At 37.1% G+C, this 25,322-nt stretch carries 19 protein-coding genes and 3 tRNA genes; 11 read left to right on the plus strand and 11 right to left on the minus strand.

Annotation, left to right across the window (positions count from 1 at the left end; genetic code table 11):
• Positions 1–203: 203 nt before the first annotated feature.
• The 6 genes from FBR08_RS16065 to FBR08_RS16090 all read right to left on the minus strand — a co-directional run bounded on the left by FBR08_RS16065 (position 204) and on the right by FBR08_RS16090 (position 2,823).
• Positions 204–280: transfer RNA gene (locus FBR08_RS16065), tRNA-His, on the minus strand.
• A gap of 24 nt (positions 281–304) precedes the next feature.
• Positions 305–378, minus strand: a tRNA-His gene (locus FBR08_RS16070).
• 76 nt (positions 379–454) lie between these two features.
• Positions 455–528, minus strand: a tRNA-His gene (locus FBR08_RS16075).
• Positions 529–600: 72 nt separating this feature from the next.
• A complete protein-coding gene (gene bshB1, locus FBR08_RS16080) occupies positions 601–1,317 on the minus strand; it encodes a bacillithiol biosynthesis deacetylase BshB1 (RefSeq protein ID WP_158963905.1) in 717 nt (238 codons plus the stop codon).
• A 4-nt stretch (positions 1,318–1,321) separates the two neighbouring features.
• Positions 1,322–2,377, minus strand: a complete 1,056-nt coding sequence (locus tag FBR08_RS16085; protein WP_158963920.1) for a chorismate-binding protein — start codon at positions 2,375–2,377, stop codon at positions 1,322–1,324.
• Positions 2,374–2,823 carry a PaaI family thioesterase gene (locus tag FBR08_RS16090; RefSeq protein ID WP_158963922.1) on the minus strand — a complete coding sequence of 150 codons (450 nt, stop codon included), beginning with the start codon at positions 2,821–2,823 and terminating at the stop codon, positions 2,374–2,376. The genes FBR08_RS16085 and FBR08_RS16090 overlap by 4 nt, the downstream gene beginning before the upstream one ends.
• A 188-nt stretch (positions 2,824–3,011) precedes the next feature.
• On the opposite strand from FBR08_RS16090, the gene FBR08_RS16095 reads away from it, so the two are divergent.
• From FBR08_RS16095 to FBR08_RS16110, 4 genes are all read left to right on the plus strand, one after another.
• Positions 3,012–3,584 carry an L-threonylcarbamoyladenylate synthase gene (locus tag FBR08_RS16095; protein ID WP_158963924.1) on the plus strand — a complete coding sequence of 191 codons (573 nt, stop codon included), beginning with the start codon at positions 3,012–3,014 and terminating at the stop codon, positions 3,582–3,584.
• 18 nt (positions 3,585–3,602) lie between these two features.
• On the plus strand, positions 3,603–5,039 hold the full coding sequence (locus FBR08_RS16100) for a CCA tRNA nucleotidyltransferase (protein WP_158963927.1): 1,437 nt from the start codon (positions 3,603–3,605) through the stop codon (positions 5,037–5,039).
• 4 nt (positions 5,040–5,043) lie between these two features.
• Positions 5,044–6,081 carry a COX15/CtaA family protein gene (locus FBR08_RS16105; protein WP_158963929.1) on the plus strand — a complete coding sequence of 346 codons (1,038 nt, stop codon included), beginning with the start codon at positions 5,044–5,046 and terminating at the stop codon, positions 6,079–6,081.
• A gap of 234 nt (positions 6,082–6,315) precedes the next feature.
• A complete protein-coding gene (locus FBR08_RS16110; RefSeq protein ID WP_158963931.1) occupies positions 6,316–6,756 on the plus strand; it encodes an adenylyltransferase/cytidyltransferase family protein in 441 nt (146 codons plus the stop codon).
• Positions 6,757–7,010: 254 nt separating this feature from the next.
• Here the strand turns inward: FBR08_RS16110 and FBR08_RS16115 are convergent, their stop codons facing one another.
• The 3 genes from FBR08_RS16115 to FBR08_RS16125 all read right to left on the minus strand — a co-directional run bounded on the left by FBR08_RS16115 (position 7,011) and on the right by FBR08_RS16125 (position 10,073).
• Positions 7,011–7,259, minus strand: coding sequence for a hypothetical protein (locus FBR08_RS16115; protein WP_158963933.1), 249 nt, complete (start codon positions 7,257–7,259; stop codon positions 7,011–7,013).
• 366 nt (positions 7,260–7,625) lie between these two features.
• A complete protein-coding gene (locus tag FBR08_RS16120) occupies positions 7,626–7,868 on the minus strand; it encodes a hypothetical protein (RefSeq protein WP_158963935.1) in 243 nt (80 codons plus the stop codon).
• Between the two features lie 588 nt (positions 7,869–8,456).
• A complete protein-coding gene (locus tag FBR08_RS16125; RefSeq protein WP_158963937.1) occupies positions 8,457–10,073 on the minus strand; it encodes an ABC-F family ATP-binding cassette domain-containing protein in 1,617 nt (538 codons plus the stop codon).
• 176 nt (positions 10,074–10,249) lie between these two features.
• On the opposite strand from FBR08_RS16125, the gene FBR08_RS16130 reads away from it, so the two are divergent.
• The 6 genes from FBR08_RS16130 (at position 10,250) to FBR08_RS16155 (ending at position 17,634) form a co-directional block, all read left to right on the plus strand.
• Complete coding sequence (locus FBR08_RS16130; RefSeq protein ID WP_158963939.1) at positions 10,250–11,656, plus strand: hypothetical protein; 1,407 nt, start codon at positions 10,250–10,252, stop codon at positions 11,654–11,656.
• 836 nt (positions 11,657–12,492) lie between these two features.
• Positions 12,493–14,412 carry a DEAD/DEAH box helicase gene (locus FBR08_RS16135; protein ID WP_158963941.1) on the plus strand — a complete coding sequence of 640 codons (1,920 nt, stop codon included), beginning with the start codon at positions 12,493–12,495 and terminating at the stop codon, positions 14,410–14,412.
• Positions 14,413–14,479: 67 nt separating this feature from the next.
• Positions 14,480–15,235, plus strand: a complete 756-nt coding sequence (locus tag FBR08_RS16140) for a carboxypeptidase-like regulatory domain-containing protein (protein WP_158963943.1) — start codon at positions 14,480–14,482, stop codon at positions 15,233–15,235.
• Between the two features lie 112 nt (positions 15,236–15,347).
• A complete protein-coding gene (locus FBR08_RS16145) occupies positions 15,348–16,601 on the plus strand; it encodes a dihydroorotase (RefSeq protein ID WP_158963945.1) in 1,254 nt (417 codons plus the stop codon).
• Between the two features lie 35 nt (positions 16,602–16,636).
• Positions 16,637–16,981 (plus strand): hypothetical protein, encoded by a 345-nt coding sequence (locus FBR08_RS16150; protein ID WP_158963947.1) that lies wholly within the window; start codon positions 16,637–16,639, stop codon positions 16,979–16,981.
• Positions 16,982–16,983: 2 nt separating this feature from the next.
• Positions 16,984–17,634 (plus strand): alpha/beta hydrolase, encoded by a 651-nt coding sequence (locus FBR08_RS16155; RefSeq protein ID WP_158963949.1) that lies wholly within the window; start codon positions 16,984–16,986, stop codon positions 17,632–17,634.
• 224 nt (positions 17,635–17,858) lie between these two features.
• Here the strand turns inward: FBR08_RS16155 and FBR08_RS16160 are convergent, their stop codons facing one another.
• Positions 17,859–22,457: a choice-of-anchor J domain-containing protein gene (locus tag FBR08_RS16160; protein WP_158963951.1), complete on the minus strand. Its 4,599-nt coding sequence runs from the start codon at positions 22,455–22,457 to the stop codon at positions 17,859–17,861.
• A 357-nt stretch (positions 22,458–22,814) separates the two neighbouring features.
• Here FBR08_RS16160 and FBR08_RS16165 point away from each other — a divergent pair, with 357 nt between their 5' ends.
• On the plus strand, positions 22,815–24,281 hold the full coding sequence (locus FBR08_RS16165) for an amino acid permease (RefSeq protein ID WP_158963952.1): 1,467 nt from the start codon (positions 22,815–22,817) through the stop codon (positions 24,279–24,281).
• A gap of 78 nt (positions 24,282–24,359) precedes the next feature.
• Here the strand turns inward: FBR08_RS16165 and FBR08_RS16170 are convergent, their stop codons facing one another.
• Positions 24,360–25,025 carry a MarR family winged helix-turn-helix transcriptional regulator gene (locus tag FBR08_RS16170; RefSeq protein WP_158963954.1) on the minus strand — a complete coding sequence of 222 codons (666 nt, stop codon included), beginning with the start codon at positions 25,023–25,025 and terminating at the stop codon, positions 24,360–24,362.
• Positions 25,026–25,322 lie beyond the last annotated feature (297 nt).

Genomic DNA, 25,322 nt, shown 5'->3' on the forward strand with positions numbered 1-25,322 from the left:
AAGTACAAGCAATGGCACGACATGCCCTATATTCTCCTTGCCAAGAAACAATCGAATTCACTATTCTCTCCTACGTATTATTAGCCTTTTTCTTGGCAAAATAAAAATACCTCACCTTAACCAAGATGCTCTTCCTTCCTTTGCCAAACACATCAGTAGATATAATCCAAAAAAAAAGAGAGAATGATTACTCATTCTCTCTTTGGGGTGATTAATGGGTTTCGAACCCACGACCTTCGGAACCACAATCCGACGCTCTAACCAACTGAGCTATAACCACCGTTTATATTTTTATTCAATTTTGGGTGACTAATGGGTTTCGAACCCACGACCTTCGGAACCACAATCCGACGCTCTAACCAACTGAGCTATAGCCACCGTGTATATTTTTGAGGTGGTTTAACACATTCACCTTTTTATGGGAGATTTTCACCTGCCCTACTATTTTATTTTGGGTGATTAATGGGTTTCGAACCCACGACCTTCGGAACCACAATCCGACGCTCTAACCAACTGAGCTATAACCACCGTTTTTGTCTCATTTTGACGTTTGCAAAGGTAGCCATATTTCCTTACGTTGCAAGCATTTTTTAAAAAAAATTACACTAAATCACCTAAACAATTGACAGCCAAATATCTTTCTACTGTAAATCCTTCTGCGTGTTCTTTGTTAATTAAACGTCCTAGGTCTTGTGCGCGATATACGATACTATCCAAGAAATTTTTGGAAGTAATTGGCGTAGAGGGCTCTTTGGAGTTTACATCGTAAAATTGAGTACCATAAGCCAAAACAGCTTCCATTTTCTGGTTGATGAATCCTGTTACATCGACTACAAAATCGGGTTCAATATTTTTCCATTGAATGTAGTGATAAACTACTTTTGGTCTCCACGCTTCTTGTTCTACTCCTTCTACTGTTGTTTCAATGCGTCTCAAACCTGCCAAAAAGCAAGCATCTGAGACCAATTTACTCCCTTTACTGTGATCGATATGGCGATCGTCAATCGCATTGCACAATACGATTTCCGGCTTATACTTGCGAATCATTTTAATCACTTCTAACTGGTGCGCTTCATCATTGACAAAAAATCCGTCGCGAAACTCCAAATTTTCTCGTACACTTACGCCTAGAACTTGTGCAGCTGCCGCCGCTTCTTGTGCGCGAATTTCCGCACTTCCTCTTGTTCCCAATTCACCACGTGTTAAATCGACAATGCCGACTTTCTTTCCTCCGTGAATTTCTTTTGCCAAGGTAGCGCCACATCCCAATTCTACATCATCTGGATGAGCACCAAAGGCTAATATATCTACTTTCATACGCTTAAAATAAAATTTTTTTCATGGTTGTGGATTTGTTTACTGTCTCGACAAACTCACTCGTCGGATCACTGTCTTCCGTCACACCACAGCCAATATATAAATTTACGTGTTCTTTTTCTATTTCCATACAGCGCAGATTAACAAACAATTTACTGTTTTGCTGACCTGCTTCGGTCGGACAGTTTAATTCTCCTAAATAACCTGCATAGTACTTACGCGAATATTCTTCTTGTTGAAGTAAAAAATCGCGACTCACCTCTTTGGGCATTCCACAAACAGCAGGTGTTGGATGCAGAGCTTCTACTACCGTTTTCAGGTCTACTTCTTTTAATTCTGCTTCAATACTCGTACAGATATGCATCACTTTAGCTGCGCGTTTGGTAAAAGGTTCTGATACTTGAATATGTTGCGTCAACGGTTTTAGTTTCTCAACGATAAATGCCGTGACATAGCGCTGTTCTTCTTTTTCTTTTTCTCCCCAATGCACTTCATCTTTACCGTGATTGACTTGTGTTCCTGCTAAAGCCATCGTATGCACCTTATTGTCTGTAAGCTCTACTAATGTTTCGGGCGTTGCCCCCATCCACAAACCAATTTGAGGATGATACACAACAGAACAGAAAGCTTCAGGATAAGCCATTAACAGCTTGGAAAACAAAGCCTGAATATTCTTTACCTCTACAGCTACCTTTTCTTTTCTTGCGGGCACTACTTTGCTAAATTGCCCTTGTTTAATAGCTTCAATACAACGGCTAACCAAATCCTCAAAATTCACCTTCGCCGGTTGTGCTTCATAATCCAAATCGAAAGTTAAAAAATCAACGGCTTCTACCGCTATTTCCTCTTCTATTTTCTCGGCGTGAGCTAAAGGTATATAAAAGCGAATGCCTTCGTAAAAAGGCGCTAATATAAATCCAGATTCGGTAAAATGTTCTACTTGATGTAAGGTTGTATCCTGCTGAAATAATCCAACAACTTTAGCTTGACCTGGTTTTCTATAGAGTACAAAAGGTTTATCCGCTACTATTTGTTGGGCCCATGTCTCATATAACCTCATACTCCCTTATTTTTATCAATAACGATATTGGTGATTTTACACACAGATAACAAGACGTCATTTTCATCTGTGATTTTAATTTCCCATAAGTGTAGGGTCCGTCCACGATGGACTAAACGCGCAGTTCCCGTCACCACACCTGCTCTTTTACTTCGCACGTGATTGGCCGATATTTCGATACCTCTTATTTCTTGTTCCGCTGGATCAATGAGCATTAAAGAAGCTCCACTTCCAAGGCTTTCTGCCAAAGCCACCATAGCCCCACCATGTAGTAAACCCGCAGGTTGGTGCACGCGTTCATTTACGGGCATTGTCGCCACTAAAAATTCTGGGCCAGCATCAATATATTCAATTTGCAATGTCTCCATCAATGTGTTTTTAGACACTTTCGCATACATTGCTAATACCTCGTCTTTATTAAAATCCTTTCTTCGTTTCACATGCATAATATAACTAATTTTAGGCGTCTTAAAAGTAAGCCAAAAAAGATGTACTTCCCTTAAAAATATTATAATTCTTTCTTTTTTGAAAATGCTATTGCATTTCTTCTGCTTCAAAACTCCCGTGTATCCTATTTTTTTAGTATTTTTAAGCCCTTAAAATAAAGAACCAATTTTATTGTAAGGAGACTGAAATGGAAGATATCCAAAAAGAAGTTCACAAAGCTTTCGAAGTAATTAAAAATGGCGGTATCATTTTGTATCCCACAGATACCATTTGGGGGATTGGCTGTGATGCGACAAATTCAGAAGCCATCAAAAAGATATATCAATTAAAACAGCGTGCGGAGAGTAAGAGCATGATTGTATTGGTAAATGGCGATCGCCTCTTGCATCGCGTATTTAACAATATTCCCGAAGTAGCATGGGAAATTCTTGAATTTAGCGACAAACCGACAACCTTAATTTTAGACAATCCCAAAATTGTTGCTCCGGAGCTTATCGCGTCGGATAATTCACTCGGGATGCGCCTAGTTAAAGATCCGTTTTGTTTCAATTTGATTGAGCGCATGAAGACCCCCCTTGTTTCGACATCGGCCAATCTAAGTGGTTATCCATCCCCTCAAAACTTTATGGACATCGATTTACGCATTATTGAAGGCGTTGACTATGTGGTTAACCTCAGACAAGAGGAAACCAAACCCATCAAACCTTCGACTATCATTAAATTAAAAGAAAACGCACAGGTAACGATTATACGCAAATAACCCGTGCCATTTGACATTATGACCCAAGAACACCTAACTTATAAAGAAGCACTACAACATCCCATTTTTGAGATTATTACCCAAGCGGCCATGAATTTAAAGGTAGACGCTTATGTAATAGGTGGTTTTGTACGCGATTTTTTACTGCAAAGAGATTCAAAAAAGGACATTGACATCGTTGCTGTAGGCAGCGGTATCGCCTTAGCTTTAGAAGTGTCTAACTTACTACCCAATCATCCCAAAGTACAAGTTTTTAAAAACTACGGTACAGCCATGTTGCGCTATGATGATATTGACATTGAATTTGTGGGTGCTCGAAAAGAGTCCTATCATTTTGACAGTCGCAAGCCTGTTGTAGAAGATGGCACCTTAGAAGACGATCAAAACCGAAGAGATTTTACAATTAATGCCTTGGCTATTTCGTTAAATGCAACGACTTATGGGCAACTCATTGACCCGTTTAACGGCAGTGAGGATTTAAAAAACAAAATACTTCGCACCCCTTTGGATCCCGATATCACTTATTCTGACGATCCTTTACGCATGATGCGCGCCATTCGGTTTGCCACGCAGTTAGCGTTTACCATTGAAGAAGCTTCATTAGCCTCAATCACTCGCAATTGCGAGCGCTTAAATATTATTTCTGGTGAGCGTATTGTGGATGAACTGAATAAAATATTAGCCGCTAACGTGCCTTCTAAAGGGTTCTTGTTGTTGTATCAAACTGGACTACTGCACTTAATTCTACCAGAATTGATTGCTTTAAACCAGGTAGAGGAAATTGAAGGTCATACCCATAAGAACAACTTTTATCACACCTTAGAGGTTGTAGACAATATTTCGCGCAATACAGACGATGTTTGGTTGCGTTGGGCTGCTTTGTTACACGACATTGGTAAAGCACCGACCAAGCGATTTTCGAAAAAACAAGGATGGACCTTTCACGGCCATGAGTTTTTGGGCGGTAAGATGGTAAAAAACATCTTTACTCGCCTGCATATGCCGTTAAATCAGAAGATGAAATTTGTACAAAAAATGGTGATGATGAGTTCTCGTCCTATTGTTTTATCCCAAAAGGAAGTCACTGATTCTGCAGTGCGTCGTTTGGTATTTGATGCAGGAGAACACGTCGAAGATTTGATGACGTTGTGCGAGGCAGATATTACCACCAAGAATCCGAACAAATTTAAAAAATACCACAACAACTTTCAGATGGTGCGCCAAAAGATTGTAGAAGTGGAAGAAAGAGATCACGTACGCAATTTTCAACCTCCTATTACAGGAGAGGAAATTATGACGTTATTCAACCTCCAACCTTGTCGAGAGATTGGCACGTTGAAAGAGGCAATCAAAGAGGCCATTCTAGAAGGGGTTATTCCCAATGAATACGAGGCCGCTTATAACTTTATGCTTGAAAAAGCAACTAAAATGGGACTAACAATTGTAAATAAATAATACTATGAAAAGCTCTTTTTTACCTCTAGCAAAACTATCCTTGGTACTAGTATACCTGGTGATCTTTGCGGGGGCGGCAGTTCGAATGACGGGTTCCGGCATGGGATGTCCCGATTGGCCGAAGTGTTTTGGTTACTACATTCCTCCTACTGATGAAGAAGTACTAACCTGGCAACCCAATCGAGAATACAAAAAGGGACAGATGATTATTCACGATGAGGCGCTTTGGAAAGCCAAAGAATCCTTCGTCACCCCAGCAAGTTATGACGAAGCACATTGGGAAAAATACACCAAGCACGACTATGCTAAATTCAATCCTCAACACACGTGGACGGAGTACGTCAACCGACTCTGTGGGGCTGTGGCAGGACTGGCGTGTTTAGCTCTAGCCATTGCTTCTTTTGGTTTTTGGAAAACCAGAAAAAAATTGGTATTTGCCTCTTGGTTAGTCGTTTTCTTGATGGGATTCCAAGCTTGGTTAGGAGCAACTGTAGTTTACTCCGTTTTAAACCCGCTGAAGATTACCGTACACATGGTGATGGCATTAGTTATTGTTGGCTTACTGATTAATATAATCAAACTAGCTAAGAACAAAACTGAAATTAAAAAATACAACGCTACCTTTCGCGCACTAACAGTGATTACGCTATTATTAACCTTAGTACAAGTTGTATTGGGAACACAAGTACGCGAATTTGTAGACGAACAGGTAAAAGCGGGTATTAGCAACGAATATCTGTGGTTAAACACCCCTACCCTAGACTTTTACATTCACCGTAGTTTTTCGATTCTAGTATTTGTACTCAACTTTTACTTGTTCTTCTTGAACAAGAAATTGAACTTAGGTTTCTCTAAAGTAAAATGGGTGGCTATTCTGCTTGTTTTGGAAATCCTTACAGGAGTATTAATGCAGTATGCTCATTTCCCTTTTGGAACGCAAACGGCTCACTTAGTATTGGCTTCTATCCTATTTGGAGTACAATATTATCTGTTTTTAGAAGCGAGAAAATGCTATTATAGTGGCAAGAGTTCACTAGATTAAGTTCTACACAATATAAAAGAAAAGAAAGCGTTTTTCTAATTAAGATTAGAAAAATGCTTTTTTTATACACTAAAAAATGATTCTTACTCAAAGAAAGCTAATATTCCCTTAAATCATTTGGAAGTTAGGTTAAAAAGCTTGTAATTTTACCAAATTATCAAAAAGTTTCGCAAGTACTGTATAATATCTTATATAGAGGCGTTACGTACAAAATAAACTTTTAACCCCCATGCTATGACAACAAAAAAAATTGGCATCACATTTAGTTCTTTTGATTTGCTTCACGCAGGACACATCAAGATGCTTGAAGAGGCAAAACGCCAATGTGATTATTTAATTGTAGGATTACAGACTGACCCTACTATTGACAGACCAGAGAAAAACAAACCTACTCAAACAGTAGTGGAGCGCTACATTCAACTAAAAGGTTGTAAATTTGTAGATGAAATTGTTCCCTATACAACAGAACAGGATTTAGAAGATATATTACGCGCTTTCCATATTCACGTGAGAATTATCGGAGATGAATATGCAGACAAAAACTTTACAGGTAGAAAATACTGTGAAGATAAAGAAATCGAATTATACTACAATTCAAGAGATCACCGCTTTTCAAGCAGCTCGCTGCGCAAGGAAGTAGCAGAAAAAGAAAATGGCAAAGTAATAGCGATGTAAAACAAAACGCCCAAGCAGAGAAGCTTGGGCGTTTTGTTTTTTGGTGAATTGTTATCCATAAAAAAACCTGCTCAAGGAAAGTAGGCTTGAGCAGGAATCGTTTGATAAATAAGGTAAAGAATATTATTCTGAATCTATTTCACAAAATTGTTATAGTAAGGTACAGGGGTTTATGCAAAGTCCCTTGGACTTTAAATTGAAATAAATGCATTCCGTATTCCCTCCAAATTTATCGAGTGTAAACAAAAACAAATTTATTTTGAAGGTTTCACTATGTAATAGAGCACGCTTTTCTTAAAAAATAAGAAACGCGTAACCTTGCGCTCCTCTCTTTTAATCACGTAATCTTCTTGAATTAAGCGATAATGTAAACCTTTGGGTAACGTTGATAAAGCAACATAATTCTGTCCTTGTTTTTTCTCTTTTTCAAATAAGAGTAAAAACTGTTCAAAATCATCAGAACATTCTGACAATTTCAATTGTTCAAATGCTGATTCTAACATTTTATTAATATTTTTCGTTATAGTAAGATATGGTAAATATATCAAATAATTCAATAGAAAAAACATATTCCACTAAATAATATAGGCATTTCGCCAAAATTATAAGAAAAACAAAAACAATCTTATTTTAACAAAAAACAATCAATATAATAACCACCTTGTGGTACAATTTTATATTATACAACAGATTATCAATTAATTATTCTGTTTTTTACATATTTAAAGTAACACTATTTTCTTTATATAGCTTCTTTTCCCTTTTTTTATTGTTAAAAATAATTAACATTCAATGCACAGCTGTAATTGTTAGTTATTCAGCTCCTGTCGACAGCTTAAGTTCAGGGGTGTTACTTCAGGATTCTTTTTCTATCTACGAATCTCAAAATAATAAACTCTTTTTTTAAAAAAGAACAGATGTCTAATGTTCTTTTCGAAGCGCTTAATAATAAAATCCTCTTGTATCAAGCGATAATGTAAAGCAACGGGAATCGATGTCAATATGAGGTAGTTTCTTCCTTTTTTTTTCTCATTTTCAAACAAAACTAAAAACTCCTCAAAATAATCCTCTTGTTTTAACGATTCCAAATGCAAGATGATCGAATCTATCATTTCTTTAGTTTTTATGTGTTTATATAATTGCAAATATATCAATAATAACACAAAAAATAAATAATATATTCATTAATTAACCAAAAACACATGCTTATTAGCTAAAAAAACAAGAAATAACACAAGTTTATAACAAAAAAACTATTAATTTTAGAACCGTTTGCAATCAAGTTAAAATAAAACGCAATAAAAAAGCTTTATTATCGAAAAAAGAACAAAAATAAACACACAACTCACTAATTAACAACCTATTACATCTCAAAAAATGACTTTTTACTCATCGAAATCACTTTAATTCACTGGCTGTGTAGTTTTGATTTTCACATCTGCACATCTTGTACTGATTTTAGAAGCAAATGCAACTTGATAGCTATCAAATTGCATTTGCTTGAAATTTTCGATTCAGCATGAATAATCATTCATCAGAGCACGCTAAACTGTTCCCTCTTACTGCAATTTAGCTTTGTAGCTCTAGAAAACGGCAATCAAAACCTGGCGATATCAAAAAACGCCACAAAAAAACCATTCCTTTTTGTAGGAATGGTTTTTTCTTATTGACTGTTAACCGGTTAACTGTAAACCGTTAACCTATTTATACATTTTGCTTCTTAGTTCTTTCACTTTTGGATCATCCAAATAGTCTTCAAACGTCATGTAACGATCAATTACTCCATTTGGCGTTAATTCCAAAATACGCGTTCCAACGGTTTGAGCAAACTCCTTATCGTGGGTCGTGAATAAAACTGTTCCCTTAAACCCTTTCAACGAGTTATTAAAAGCAGTAATCGACTCTAAATCCAAGTGGTTGGTTGGTTCATCAAGCATCAACACATTGGCTCTTAGCATCATCATGCGAGACAACATACAACGTACTTTCTCCCCTCCTGACAATACGCGTCCTGTTTTCAAGGCCTCTTCACCAGAGAAGATCATCTTTCCTAAGAATCCACGTACATATACTTCATCTCTCTCTTCTTCCGTTTTTGCCCACTGACGCAACCAATCGACAAGCGTTAAGTCGTTTTCAAAAAAGGCGTGGTTATCTGCTGGTAGGTACGATTGAGAAGTTGTAATTCCCCATTCTACTTTACCTGCATCTGCTTTTAGATGGTCATTGATGATTTCGTAAAAAGCGGTTGTTGCACGTGAATCACGAGAGATTACGACAATTTTATCCCCTTTAACTACGTTTAAATCTACATCTTTAAATAAAACTTCACCTTCAATTGAACTTGCCAATCCTGTAATGTTCAAAATCTGGTCTCCTGCCTCGCGATCTTGATCAAAAATAATCGCTGGATAACGACGAGAAGAAGGTTTAATATCGTCTAATTTCAATTTATCAATCATCTTTTTACGAGATGTTGCTTGTTTAGACTTAGCAACGTTCGCACTAAAACGACGGATAAACTCTTCTAATTCTGCTTTTTTCTCCTCAGCTTTCTTATTTTGCTGTGCTCTTTGTTTAGCCGCTAATTGACTCGACTCATACCAGAAGGTATAGTTACCTGAATAGTGGGTAATTTTTCCGAAATCAATATCTGACACGTGCGTACATACTGCATCAAGAAAGTGACGGTCATGGGATACTACTAATACTGTATTCTCATAGTTTGCTAAGAAATGCTCTAACCAACCGATGGTTTCAAAGTCCAAATCGTTGGTTGGCTCATCCATAATCAATACATCTGGATTACCAAACAAAGCTTGTGCTAATAATACGCGGACTTTAAGTTTAGCATCTAAGTCACCCATTAATGTATAGTGAAACTCTTCAGCAATACCTAAATTGGACAACATTGTTGCTGCATCAGACTCTGCATTCCATCCATTCATTTCATCAAAGCGAATTTGAAGCTCCCCAATACGGTCAGCATTCTCATCTGTATAGTTTAAATACAGTTCGTCCATTTCTTTCTTTACCGCAAATAGGTCTTTATTCCCCATTACCACAGTTTCTAACACCGTGTGTTCATCAAACATATTGTGGTTCTGATTTAATACAGACATACGTTTGCCCGGTTCTAAAATAACATGTCCAGAAGTTGGATCAAATTCACCAGATAAAATTTTCAAAAACGTTGATTTACCCGCACCATTTGCACCGATAATTCCATAGCAGTTACCCTGCGTAAAGGTTACATTTACTTCATCAAATAAAATTCGCTTACCGAACTGAACTGACAGATTTGAAACTGTTAACATTATTTCTCCTTTGATTTAATTTGTGCAAAATTACTAAATATATATGAGATTTAATCCGTCTTATTTATTTCAATTTTGAATTACTTATTTTAACCATATCTTAACAAGTTTAAATAATCGTAAAACTTACTTTTGCTTCTGACGTCAATCTTTAACTAGCATTATTCCCCAAAACAATGTGTAGTAACATCTTACATACAAGTATTCGCTATGGCCTATTGCCATTAATCACGTTGCTATTTTCTTGTCAAAAGAAATTTGAGCCAACGGATTATTCCGCTTATTTCAGTGGCGAAATACAAAATCCAACGAGCAATTATATTCTATTTTTCAAAGATAACGACTTGTTAGACACGATTTTTCTAGATGAGAACAATCGCTTTGAAAAGAAATTTGACTCGTTAACTCCTGGACTTTATATCTATAGAATTAACCCTGAATTTCAATATGTGTACTTCGATAAGAATGACAGCTTACACCTGCGTTTAAACTCGAGGGACTTTGATCATTCGATTATCTTTTCTGGTCGAGGGGCCGAGAAGAACAACTTCTTAATGAACTTAACCGTTAAGAACTTAGTGGATGAATCTACGCGTTATGAAAATTATGATTATGACGTAAATCAATTTACGCGTTTTATCGATTCTACACACGCCGCACGAACTACCTACTATTTGAGAAGCAAAGCTGTGATTGGATGGGACCCCGAATTTGACATGTATGCCAAGACAAAGCTAGATTTACATTTTTATAGTCAAAAAGAAATTTACCCTATCGCACATTATGTGCGCACAAAAAAAGATATTCGCGAACAACTACCTGTAGATTATTACGCTTTCCGCAATAAAATTGATTTCAACAATGAAAAGTTGATTCGCTACTCCTCTTTCACAAAGTACTTAGCTATTATGTTGAGTTCAATTAGTGATGAATCGGATTTAGACTTTGACAGTGAAACAAAGTTCGACAAGAACATCACCAAACTCCATATTGTGGATACGTTGATTCGCAATGAGAAAGTAAAAAATACAGTTTTAGACAATATTGCACTTATTTATTTGTTAGAGGATCAAAATCTCAACAACAATGACAAGTTTTTTGAAGCTTATTTCAAACTCTCTACAGACACCACGCAACACCGTGAGATTGTAAAAATTCAAAATGCCGTACAAAATTTAAAGTACGAAAACCGTCTACCGAAAGTAGATTTAGTTGACATAGACGAGAAATCTGTTGATTTTAAAAAGTTAATTCACAAGAAAACCCTGATGTTCGTTTGGACAAAAAACGGCTTAGCTCATGCAGAGGCGAGTCACAAAAGAGCCTTAGATCTGTTGGAAAAACGCCCCGATATTCAAGTAATTTCGGTGTGTATTGACGGAGAACATCAAGAATGGAAGGATTTGATACGCCCGTACAAACATCCCAACTTAATTGAATTGCGCTGCACCGATTTTAACGACATGAAAGACAAATGGATTATTACTAAAATTCAACGCAGCATCATCCTAAATAAAGATGGAAGTATTCAAGAAGCCTTTGTCAATATTTTTGATCGCAATATAGAGAAGTTGTTAGAGTAAGCCGATTGTTAGCGGTGAACAGTTGACCATTTACAGAAGATTATACAACCTATAAAAATAACCAATCCCAAAAAAGGGTTGGTTTTTTTGTTGCTTGTTGTGAAATGACAATTTGGTTAGAAGGGTTAACCAATGAACCAATACCCTAATTAAAGTGGATATTCGATTAAGAAAAAGAATGCACTTCAACCAGCAACACTTACTGTTTACTAATCCTTGCTAACAGTTCACCTCAAAAAAAAACCTTCAATAGCAAGAAGAAGTTTGAGCTATTGAAGGGTTTGTATGTTTTTAAAAATTCAATATCATATATTTAGTCCCCACTAATATTTTTATGATATCTTAAAGGAATCGTGCACAACTACATTTTGTGCATTTTTTTTCAAACTTCATGGACAAAATTACAAGTACTTTTGTAAAAACAAAACACATCTATCTTTTTTTTACTTCTTTCATCTCTTTATTTATCACTGCTCAGAGAAATATACTCGTAAAATAAACTCCAAATATTTTAGAATCAGAGGCCTCAGAATAAATCACAAAAGATGGAAATAATTTTTTCTTTAAATAAATAACTGTATTTTTTATTTTCTGTTTGCCTTTATATTTGCAAAGAGTTGATTTTACAATTCTTATACTTGCGTTTAGAAACGCAATATCCGATTGTTCACTGTTTCAATCTTTTTAGAATTCACAATCTTTTATTGGTTTTTTCGCTTAAAATGATAAAAAAAGTAATTTTATCAACGTAAATCATTTTTTTTATTTTTTTATAGACATAAACTGATATTTAATAAAAGAATAGTACTACCTTTGTGCCTATTTTTAAAATTTATATGAACAATTTCGAACTATTAGGTCTAAATGAATTGCTAGTATCTGCAATTAATGATTTGGGATTTGAGAATCCTTCAGAGATCCAAGAAAAAGCAATTCCTTTATTATTAGAAAAAAATACCGATATTGTTGCGTTAGCCCAAACAGGGACTGGGAAAACCGCAGCATTTGGTTTTCCGCTTATTCAGAAAATTGACCTGTCAAAAAAACACACTCAAGCGTTGATTTTATCACCGACGCGTGAGTTATGCTTGCAAATTGCAAATGAAATCAAACAATACTCTAAGTACGTAAAAGGACTTCATACAGTGGCTGTATACGGTGGGGCGAGTATTACAGAGCAAGCAAGAGAGATCAAGCGTGGTGCACACATCATTGTAGCAACTCCAGGGAGAATGCAAGATATGATTAACCGCGGAATGGTTGACATCAAACATATTGAATATTGTGTGTTAGATGAGGCAGATGAGATGTTGAATATGGGGTTTTATGAGGACATCACCTCAATTTTAGCTGACACACCAGATGACAAGAGTACTTGGTTATTCTCTGCAACAATGCCTGCTGAAGTAGCGAGCATTGCAAGAGAATTCATGTCTAACCCTGCTGAAATCACAGTTGGACACAAAAATCAAGGTTCTACTAATGTTAGTCACGAGTATTACTTAGTTTCTGCAAGAGACCGTTATTTAGCATTAAAGCGTTTAGCTGATGCCAATCCGAACATCTTTTCAGTTATCTTTTGTAGAACAAAAAGAGACACCCAAGCAATTGCTGAGAAGTTAATTGAAGACGGGTACAACGCAGCTGCATTACACGGAGATTTATCGCAAGCGCAACGCGATGCGGTAATGAAAGCCTTTAGAGGAAAACAAATCCAGATGTTAGTAGCAACAGATGTTGCTGCACGTGGAATTGACGTTGATGATATTACACACGTTGTAAACTACCAGCTTCCAGATGAGATCGAAACCTATACCCACCGTAGTGGTCGTACAGGACGTGCTGGAAAATCTGGGGTTTCAATGGTAATTATCACGAAAAGTGAGGCGCGCAAGATTTCTCAAATCGAGCGTATCATGAAGACGAAATTCGAGGAAAAACCAATTCCTTCTGGATTGGAAATCTGCGAAATTCAGTTGTATCACATTGCTAACCGCATTAAAAACGTAGAAGTTAACCCGGAAATTGAGACATTTTTACCGTCTATTTCTGAGCTATTAGTAGACTTAACAACGGAAGAATTGATTAAAAAAGTAGTTTCTGTAGAGTTTAATCACTTGTTAGAATACTATCAAAAATCTTCAAACAGCTTAAGTAATGCTGGTTCTGCAGCAAGAACATCGAAAGAGGTTCCTACAGATGGAGCGGTTCGTTTCTTCTTAAACTTAGGAGAAAAAGACGGTTTCGACTGGATGAGCTTGAAAGATTACTTACGTGATACGTTAGAATTAGGACGTGATGATTTATTTAAAGTGGATGTAAAAGAAGGATTCTCATTCTTTAATACAGATGCTGAGCACGCGGACAAGATTATGACAATCTTAAACAACGAAACGTACCAAGAGCGCCGAGTAAATGTTGAGATCTCAAATAATGACGGAGGGAAAAACTCTGGCAGAAGAGACCACAACAGACGCGGAGGCGGAGGCGGACGTGGCGGAGATGGAGGTTTCCGTTCTGAGCGTAGAGATCGCGGCGAAAGAAGCGATAGAGGCGACAGAAGAGGCGGAGATCGCTCAACGAGCAACCGTTCTGATCGTGGCGGAAGCGGCGGAGGCGGCGGAAGTCGTTTCAGCGATAGAAATGACAGAAGCGACAGAGGCAGCAGCAGAAATGACAGAGCGCCTAGAAATGAAAGAAGTTCTTCAAGACGCACAGGCGATAACAGCGCTCCAAAACGTCCAAGAAGAAGTTAATCTGTTAATTTTTTTCAAATAAGATATAAAACTGTAAAATATCCACTATTTTTAAGCAATTTTAAAAATGATGAGAAATTTTACAGTTTTTTTATTTACATGCCTACTGTCTTTCGCGGCATGGAGTCAAACTCCGCAAGTGAAAGGTACTATTTACAACGACAAGTCTCTCCTACCTGTTGATGATGTTAACGTGATTAACATTACGCAAGTAAAGGGAACAGTCAGCAAGCGAGATGGTTCTTTCTCTATAGCTGCTAATCTGAATGATTCCATTCACTTTTCCTTTCCGGGATATTTACCCATCAAACTAAAGGTAACCAACGACTGGTTAAACAATGATAATCTAAAACTGTACTTGACAGAACAGTCTATTGAACTGGCTGAAATCTTCATCAAGAAATACGATTTAACAGGTATTCTAGAAGTAGATACCAAATTAATCGAACTCAATGACAAATTACAAGTTGATTTCTATAGGCGCACGAGTATGCCAACGTATAGTATAGCCGTGGGTAGTTACTTTAGTCCGGTAGATGCAGTATATAACTTATTTAAAGGCAAAGCCAAAGAACTCAAGAAACTCGAAAATATCAGGGAAGATCAAAACATGATTGCACTCATGCAAACGCGTTATGATCGCGAAATTGTTTGCGGGTTATTGGGTATCACACAAGAAGATATCATTAAAACTTTAAAGAATTGCAACCAAACAGATCGCTTCATTTATACGGCTACTGATTTCCAAATTTATCAGGCCCTCAATGAATGTTTTGAGAATTCGAAAATACTAGTAAAGAAACAAAATAATACATCCAGATAAGGGGTGTATTTTTTTTGTTCTTTTCTTCGAATACATACTCGCAAAACAAAAAAATAAAAGGTATTTTTGTACGCAATAACTACACATAACTAATTTAAATTCTCGCACTAAAATGAATATCATTTTAAAATCTGCAAAAATTATAGATTCAACAAGTCCATTCCACAATCAAGTGGTGGATATACACGTAAAAAACGGAAAAATTGAAAAGATAGCTGCTTCGATTACAGATGCTGAAGCTAACGTAATTCAATTGGAAGATTTAAGTGTTTCTCCCGGTTGGTTTGACACTTCTGTTTCTTTTGGTGAACCTGGCTATGAGGAAAGAGAAACCTTGGTTCACGGATTAGAAGTAGCTGCAAAAAGCGGTTTTACACAGGTAGCCATTCAATCCAACAACAATCCTATTACAGACAATCAGAGTATTGTAAGCTTTATCAAACAAAAGGCTTTCGGACAAACAACAGAGGCTTTTCCGATTGGCGCATTAACGATGAAAAGCGAAGGAACGGATTTGGCAGAATTATACGATATGAAGAATGCCGGTGCTGTGGCATTTGGCGATTATAAAAAAGCGATTGACAATGCAAATGTCTTAAAAATTGCACTACAATATGTACAGGATTTTGACGGATTAGTTCTTGCTTTTTCACAAGATAAGAGCGTGAAAGGAAAAGGAGTCGTACACGAAGGTATTACAAGTACAACACTGGGGCTAAAAGGTATTCCTCCTTTAGCTGAGGAATTACAAGTGGCGCGTAATTTGTTCTTGTTGGAATACACGGGAGGTAAACTACACATTCCCACTATTTCAACAGCAAAATCAGTAGAACTTATCCGCGAAGCAAAAGCCAAAGGATTACACGTAACTTGTAGCGTGGCTGTTCATCAGCTGATATTCACTGACGCTAAATTAACCGAATTCGACAGCCGTCACAAAGTATCTCCTCCCTTAAGAGATGAAGAAACTAGACAGGCACTATTGGCGGGTATACTTGACAATACCATTGACTGTATTACCACAGATCACACGCCTTTGGACATTGAGCACAAAAAGTTAGAATTTGACCTTGCTACGTCGGGAACCATTGGTTTAGAATCAGCCTTTGGCGCCTTAAATACAGTTTTACCAATTGAGGTAATTGTGGACAAACTAACGGCAGGGCGTGCAATTTTTGGTATTGAAACTACGCGTATTGCTGTAGGAGAAATCGCTAATTTGAGTTTATTCTCTACGCAAGGAACCTGGACTTTCAACAAGGAAAATATCCTTTCTAAATCGAAGAATTCTGCCTTTTTGGGCACACCTATGCAAGGAAAAGTATATGGGGTAATTCGCCAAGACAAACAAACATTTATTTTTTAGTTCAACTAAAAAACAATTTATATTATTGAAGTATTATGATTAAAACGTTTACGGCTAAAGAAATTGAAAGCGGAAAAAACATGGCCATTGCCTCCCATCTTACCATTTTGGGATGTATGATTGTCATCTTTATGAATATTGAACCGAAGAACAAATACACCGGATTCTACATCAAACAAACCTTTGGTTTACATTTGATGTTTTACGTATTCGGGTATTTTGTATCGAATGTAGACTCTCTATTTGCAACAATTCCGTTTTATGTTTGTTTTGTTGTGTTGTGGTTCTACAGCCTCTTGGGTTCTATTCAAGGAGAAGTACGCGTACTACCTGCTCTAGGTGGTTATTTTCAAAAATGGTTTGACAAATTATCTGTATAACGATGGAAACAGCATTATCAATCAAGTACTTGATTCAAGAGCCAAAAGTAAAAAAGGATAAAAATCCTTTAATTCTCTTACTTCATGGATATGGTAGTAACGAAGAAGATTTATTTTCATTTGCCAGTGAACTTCCAGAAGATTATTACATTGTGTCCGTGCAAGCGCCCTACCCTGTTCCACCGTATGGTTATGCTTGGTATGCGATTCACTTTGACGCGGATGCGAATAAATTTTCTGATGACCAACAAGCCATCGAATCTCGCGATTTAATCGTAAAATTCATTGACGAACTAATTCAAACGTATCCTATTGATGCAGCCCATATCAACTTGGTTGGATTTAGTCAAGGGGCTATTTTGAGTTATGCCATTGCCTTATCTTATCCTGAGAAAATCAATAAAGCTGTTGCTTTAAGTGGTTATTTCAACGCCAATATTATTAAGGCAGGGTTTGAACAAAACGATTTTAGCCAATTGCAATTTTTCGCTTCTCACGGTACGGTAGATCAGGTAATCCCCGTGGATTGGGCTAGAAAAACATCCCCTATTTTAGACGCACTACAAATCAAACACCAATACAAAGAATATCCTGTCGGACATGGGGTTCATCCGTTGAACTTTATGGATTTTAAAAATTTCCTACTTGGTTAGTCGTTTGTCGAACATATTCATAAAAAAGCCCATTCTGCTGTAGAATGGGCTTTTTTGTGTTTTCGCTTTTTGTTTTTTTGTACAAATTATCAGTGAATTCTCCCCCTCTCACCTTCTCACCCATCTAAACAAAAATCAACCAACAAAAAAACCATTCCTATAAAGGAATGGTCTTTTTATTTTGAGCATTTACTGATCACTGTTAACAGCTAACTGTTAACCATTTAATAATTCAACTGTACCCAGCCCGTTTTCTGTTTACCGTGAGAGATAATAACGTAATAATAAGTACCACTTGGTAATTGATTTCCGCTCTTATCTTTTCCTACAAATTCATTTTTATAGCCTAAACCATGAGAATAGACTTCCATTCCATTTCGGTTAAAAATTTGAATTTTGGCTACTCCGTGTTCTGTTAAATCAAAGCGATCATTGATTCCATCTCCATTCGGAGAGAATCCCTTCGGAATAGGGCAATCTTCAAAATCAACAGTAAAACTACTTTCATCATAACAGAATACTTCTTTATTGCCATTTCTTGTTACAATATAAATTGTCATAGGAACGATGACTTCATAATCTTTAAAGAGTTCAATTCCTCCTTCATTAGGTTCTGTATAGTATTTGCAATCATTAGGCAATTCTGGCAATGTGAATGTTTCACAAGCCAATACTTCATTGTCAAATACAGGAGCAATGACTTCTGGCAAAATTTCAATTTTGAAATTTGATTCGCCATAACATTGCTTTTCATCTTCGTGGTACACATAAAGTGTATTTTTCCCTACCACATTATAGACATCCCCCGCATTGTATCGCGTTCCTGCACCATAAGGTTCTGTAAAATAAGCTTCTCCTTCTGCTAAGGCAGGTAAAGCTATTTCCTTACACACAAAAATATCTTTGATTTTTGTTGCCCCTAGTTGACGGTTAATTCCCAAGCGGAAACTTACTATTTTATCACATTTGGTAATCTTATTGGTTACCTTCATGAAGATAGTTTCTGCTAAAGGATCTAATGTAGTATACATAGCCTCTATTTTATTCACTTCATTTTCAGCATCTGCCTGAGATTTGTAATACTCAATTGTCACATCCTCTACCGCAAAATCCTTGACGATGTTCGCAATATTCTCATCCAAGTTGTAATTATACGTACTACCTGGTTTTTTTGCACAATCATAAAGCGTTTTAGGCGCGTTGAGAATCATCGGTTCTTTTAAGAAGTTAAAACTCTTTTCGATGACCATCTCTTCTCCATTACAGTGTTCATACTTAATTCGACCCGTATACGTTGTCGATTCAGTAATCGTTACCGTGATATCTGTATCTGTAGTAAGTACTTGTCCGTCTTTCAACCATTCAAAACTCGCGATTGACTCGCCATTTGGCGTAAAACGCCACGCTTCATTTTGTGCTGTCCAATCACCTGTGTTACGATCTGCTGGAAAGTGAGCTAAAGTACCATCTGCGTTTTGCATCCCTAATAAACCATTACCCTCATTCCAATCCTCACAAGGTTTTCTATTTTTTACATAGATTTCTACAATATTGGTTCCTTCATATAGAACAATCTGAGATGTTTGTGTACTTCCTTCAATATCGTTTTCATCATATGCACAACTAAACATTCCCATTTGATATACATTAAATACTAAAGCACGACATGGATATGAACCTAGAATCTGGTAATTTACGGAATAACTATCTGGTGAGTCTGAAGGATCTGTATCTTGTAAAACACCAAATATTGCATTAGCAAAAGGAGGGTCTCCAAAATCTCCTATAAAAGGAATAGGGTTATTATAGTCCCATCCACATGGATCATTTGGTTCATATAACCCCCCAGGTACTACTCCATCAATGCTAAATGTAATTGCCCCGTTGGTAGAAATGAGCACTTTGTTATAACTGTTGCCATAAAAACAGAAGTCAAACCCTAGATCAATGATATCCGACCATTCATCATCTTCCGTTAAATTTACAGCATCTCCTCCAAAGAAAGGGAATGGTGGTGCATAGTCAATCGCTTCAACTGCATACGTATCCGTTGATTTTATATCGTAATAATTTGCTTTTAAATCTAATGTATACGGATCATCTGAGCATATAATATACTCTCCATCCATTGAGATATCCAATTCAATATCATCTAAGGTAATCCCTGCACATCCAGGAGGGTGAAAGATTGAATAATCTTTTGGTCCTGTCCACCACCCTTTTTCTGTATCCGAGCAAATTGGGCGTACAAATACTTTAAAGAAGGTTTCTTCAGGTACATTTTCTACGATATAAGAAGGATCTCCCTCCACAATAATACCCGTATCCGATTCCGTTGGATACGGCTCTCCATTTTCGATAATAAAGACCTCCCATTTGGTTTGTCCCGGTCCTGGAGTCCAAGTTATTTCAAAATTAGTGGTATTTTCGATTAACAGAGCATTCAGATCCGTAACATCTACACATGTATAGGGTTTAACTACGAGATTATCTACAGCTGCAGGCGGTTGCGTACCCGAATAAGGATCTTGGATCCATTCAAAAACAAGACGCATATTTTGGCCTGCAAATGCCGTTGCATTGACAACATTTCGCTGAACCGTAAATTGGTTGGCATTGGCAAAAAATACGGTTGGATCTAATTCAATTCGATTAGCCGCTGGTGTAATTGCAACATCTACCGTTGGTGTAAATGACGTTGGCACCATCCAAACTTTCATAAAATCACTTGGTTCATCATCCCATCTCGGGTTAAATTCACCCATTGCTCGCCATACAAAAGAAATATCAAGCTGCTGTGTATTAGCAGGTACAATAAAATCTTTAAACGCGTGGATTACGGTTTCCTCATCCACAGTATACCTATTCGCAACCCCGTGGTTATTCGTTACATATAAAGAGCGAGTTCCATTTGCACTTACCGCATTTCCGGCCACCCATTGATGAAAATCATTGTGGTTGGTTCGAAAATACACATCCCCTTCAAAAGACTCATTATAAGGCAAGGCTTGAGGCGTCATATTTGGGATATTAACGGCTATAGGTCCAATCCATTTGCTCTTAGTTGTGGCATCACAAGAGGTTCTCATCCACACATAGTAAAAAGAACCCGTGGTCAGATTGGCAAATGTGTAGGTATTTCCTGTAGCACTGCTATGCGTGGGTGTATCCGTATCCACAGCTAAGGGCAATGGATTTGTTTTCAGTATAAACTCATAGGTATCCACATCCGTAACCGGTGTCCACCCCACCGTAAAGCTGGTAGATGTGACTGCATTAACTTCCAAATTTTGCGGTCTACTACAAAGTACATTTCTCAAATCGACATTGTCAATAGCCGCAGGAGGTTGTGTACCTCCACTTGAGTCATTTCTCCATTCAAATACAAGGCGTATGGTTTCTCCTCGATAAGGCGTTCCATCAAAAAAGATTAGTTCACTTTGAAACGCATTATTCAAATAATAGTTTGATCGTCCAAGTTGAAGCACCCCATCTGCATCTTCGTCAACCTCTTCATTAGCTAACAGTATATAATCGGCAGGTACAATCCACACCTTAAAGTAGTCATTGGGCCAAAATTCACCCTCTCCCATACACAGCCAATCAAATGACAGCTGTAATTCATTGGTAGTTGCATCGATAGAAAAATCTTTATACGCATGAGCAACCGTTGACTCCCAGTCCTCATCATCTGTTTCATAATGATGCGAAACCCCTTCATCATCACTAATGTACATGGCGTGTGTTCCGCCGTTATTTACAGCGGTTCCTACCACCCATTTATTCACTTTATCTCCAAGGAAGACAAAGTTATTTGCTCCTTCAAAACCATCCGTAAAAGGCAGACCAACAGGAATGATTTGCGTACTGAAATTCACTGGTCCCACCCAATCAGAAAACTCATCATCCGCACATTTAGCGCGAACATATACTTCGTATGCTGTATTGGCAGTAAGTTGCGTTGCGTTATACGTCGTGGCTTGCACTTCTACGCCCGCAGCGGGTGCACCTGTACCGGCCAATTGCACAGCAACTTCCCATTCCTCCTCTTGATAACCCGTAGTCCAATCGATTTGTACACCACTAACTGTGCGATTCGAAACCGTTATGCCCAAAGGAGTAGGACAAGCTGGAATATCTTCCACAATCACATTGTCAACATACAAACGCCAACCATCTAATCCTCCAGGTGGCACATGCCAAGCGATATTGACATTTCCTGTAAAGGGTACCCCATTTTCATCTACTAAATACACAATTTCTTCGCGATACACGATATTATCATATTCGCGCAGCGGTACTAATTCATGAACAAAACTAGCAGCCGCTGTACCACTTGTTGATAGTACAACTTTAAAATCATTAGGTTCATTGTCAGATTGTACGCGATAGAAATAGCGCAATCTTTGATTCCCACTAAGTTGAATGGTTGGTGAGATTAACCAATCATCATTATCTCCATCATTGTAATCGGTATAAAATGCAGCGACTTGGTCTCCAACATAAGGATTACTGTCGTAATTCAAATCCCAAGTATCGTCATCCTCATTTCCATCTACAACAGTCCAACACTCTTTTGTTGGAGAATCTGAAGCAAAAGTTTCCACAAAAGGAAGCGTTGTAATTACATTACAAACAGGATCCTCAAAAAATAAAGCTGAAGTGTGATTCGACGTACTTTGATTTGGAATGATGCTCGTATCAAACCAATCCATTTGTAGATCCTCAAACCAAGTTTGCAACTTAGGTGAGGCCAAAACAAAGGCAGGAACGATCAAAAGGGCTAGTATAACCCCTTTGAGCAACTGTTTTCTCTTTGCCATAAAAATTTTATTTACTATTACTACTATTAGCAAACTAAATTAAATAAAATTTTAGTTAAAAAAACATCCTCTTAATTAAATAATCAAAATTATTTTGATTAAAAAAAACATATATAAAATAAATAACACAAAATACAAGACAATATGGCAATTTAATAAAACCACAAGGTCATGAAAATTTATTTTTTTTAACATTTCAATCCCCTCTTTTTTTGGTCTTTTGCTATCGAACAAGGGCAAAAAATAGGTATAAAAAAGAAAGAATCTTTACTGATTGCTTATCTTTTTCGTATATTCTGTAGGAAAAATTCCCGTTCCATTTGATTAATAATTACATTTGTTCGAAATCAACAGACGATGACGGAACAAAACGACGATAATTCAGGAGTACAGCGCAAACTCAAAGCTCGACACTTAACTATGATTGCCATTGGCGGATGTATCGGTACTGGTTTATTTATGGCCAGTGGGGAAGCCATTCACCAAGCAGGACCAGGAGGGGCGGTATTAGCCTATGCAGCTATTGGGGTCATGGTTTATTTTTTAATGACATCTCTTGGAGAAATGGCAACCTATTTACCTGTATCCGGATCCTTCAGTACGTACGCTTCCCGTTTTGTAGATCCTTCTTTGGGCTATGCTTTGGGTTGGAATTATTGGTTCAATTGGGTGATTACTGTAGCTGTTGATGTATCCATTGCCGCTTTAGTTATTTCGTATTGGGAGCCTCTGAGTTTTCTTCCTCCCTGGGCCTGGAGCTTACTATTCTTTGGTATTATAGTAGGATTAAATACACTATCTGTCAAAGCTTATGGAGAATCTGAATATTGGTTTGCTTTTATTAAAGTAATAACGGTCCTTGTTTTTTTAGGCGTGGGTCTATTGACTATTTTCGGAATTTTGGGAGGTGAATACATTGGTTTTAAAAACTTTACCATTGGAGATGCTCCTTTTATAGGAGAAGGATTCTCAGGTAAATTCCTCACGGTTTTGGGGGTCTTTCTTATTGCGGGATTCTCGTTTCAAGGAACAGAACTCATCGGAATCACGGCAGGAGAATCTGAAAATCCAGAGAAAAACATTCCCAAAGCCATCAAACAAGTTTTTTGGCGCATCCTCATTTTTTATATCCTATCTATATTTGTCATTGGCTTAATTATTCCCTATACAAGTCCAGAACTTTTGGGCGCAGATATTACTGAGATTGCTAAATCGCCGTTTACTTTAGTTTTTGAAAAGGCACATTGGGCCTTTGCAGCTGCTTTAATGAATGCGGTAATCTTAACCTCTATCCTCTCTGCGGGAAATTCCGGTATGTATGCCTCAACGCGTATGTTATATGCCATGGGAAAAGATGGCATGGCTCATCGTTCATTTGGCAAAACCAATAAAAATGGAGTCCCAATCCTTGCATTATTAGCAACTGCATTCGTTGTATTACTTATTTTCATCATTCAATCGGTTACCCCCCAAGCAGTAGATTTTATTTTAGCTGCCTCGGGTTTAACTGGATTTATCGCTTGGTTGGGTATTGCTATTAGCCATTATCGCTTCAGACGCGCTTACCTTGCACAAGGCAAAGATCAAAAACAATTAGTATATCGCGCTAAACTTTTCCCCTTTGGTCCCATTTTCGCTTTTGTTCTCTGCTTGTTCGTAATTATTGGACAAGACAGCAAAATGATTTTAGAAGGAGTTGTCGATTGGAACGGAATCTTCATTACTTATATGGGTATTCCCTTTTTCTTGTTCTTCTATTTCTACCATAAATTGAAGTACAAAACAAAAGTAATTCCATTAAAAGACGTTGATTTAAAGAAATAACACTTTCGCAAAGAACACAAAGCTCCACTCCCCTCCTCTAATGGAGGGTTGTAACTCGCTGCTTACCGAAGAATAATGTTACACTTTTGCACGATGCTGTAAGACAAAATCCAGTACTTCCATTTTACTCTTATTGTCCTTGAAAATGTCCTCGTGAAAGTTGCTTAACTTCGTTAGCAAAAAAAGCAAACTTTGCTTTTCAGTTACGTGTAAATCACCATTAATCATTTGAGCGAAATACTGAATTTCCCCCATTTGACTTGTTACTTCACGTTGCCCTAATGCTGTAATTTCGATGATTTTACTTCTTTTATCAACTTCAGAATCTTTTTGGCGTACAAATTCAAGTTGAATCAATCGATTGATAATTTGCATACCTGTTGGCTTTTCTTGTGCGCTCAAGCGGATTAACTCCATTTTTGTCATTTCGCCATGTATCCATAAGTTGAGTAAAACAATCCAATTATCTTGGGTGGCTATAGCCTTATCTGCCAATAGAGATCGCCAATACACCTTGCTGTAGTTCGCTATTTTTAACAAAGCTAAAGCGATATGCTGTTCCGTAGTTACTTTTGTGTCTTGCAGTGCGGTGTCGTCCGCTACTATAGATTCTTCCTTTTTCTTGTGAATCCAGGTTTTAAATCCCTCAATATTTTGGGGATAGGTCGGCACTAACCCTCCCTCCGTTTCTTTTTCAAACTCAAAAAGAAGATGTATAAACTCAATTAGTAATTTGTGGTTCATTTTAACCTAAAACATTTAAATAACACAAGGCAATTTGCTTAATTGCCTAATCAAATATATAGATTTAAAAATATCAGCTCTTTTACTGTATATTTACCAAATAAAACTTTATTCCCTTATTTTTACCAATACTTATTTCATTCTACAACACTATATTTAGTGTTTACGCCCAAACATTCTCAAATTGCGAATATTGTGTTTTTATAAAAAAAATAACATTAACTTCATTTAGAAGTAATACTACTGAGAAACCTACCTTTTTTCTATTTTTGACTTCTTGTTTTCACATCTAGTAGG

Source organism: Myroides fluvii (assembly GCF_009792295.1).
GTDB lineage: Bacteria > Bacteroidota > Bacteroidia > Flavobacteriales > Flavobacteriaceae > Flavobacterium > Flavobacterium fluvii_A.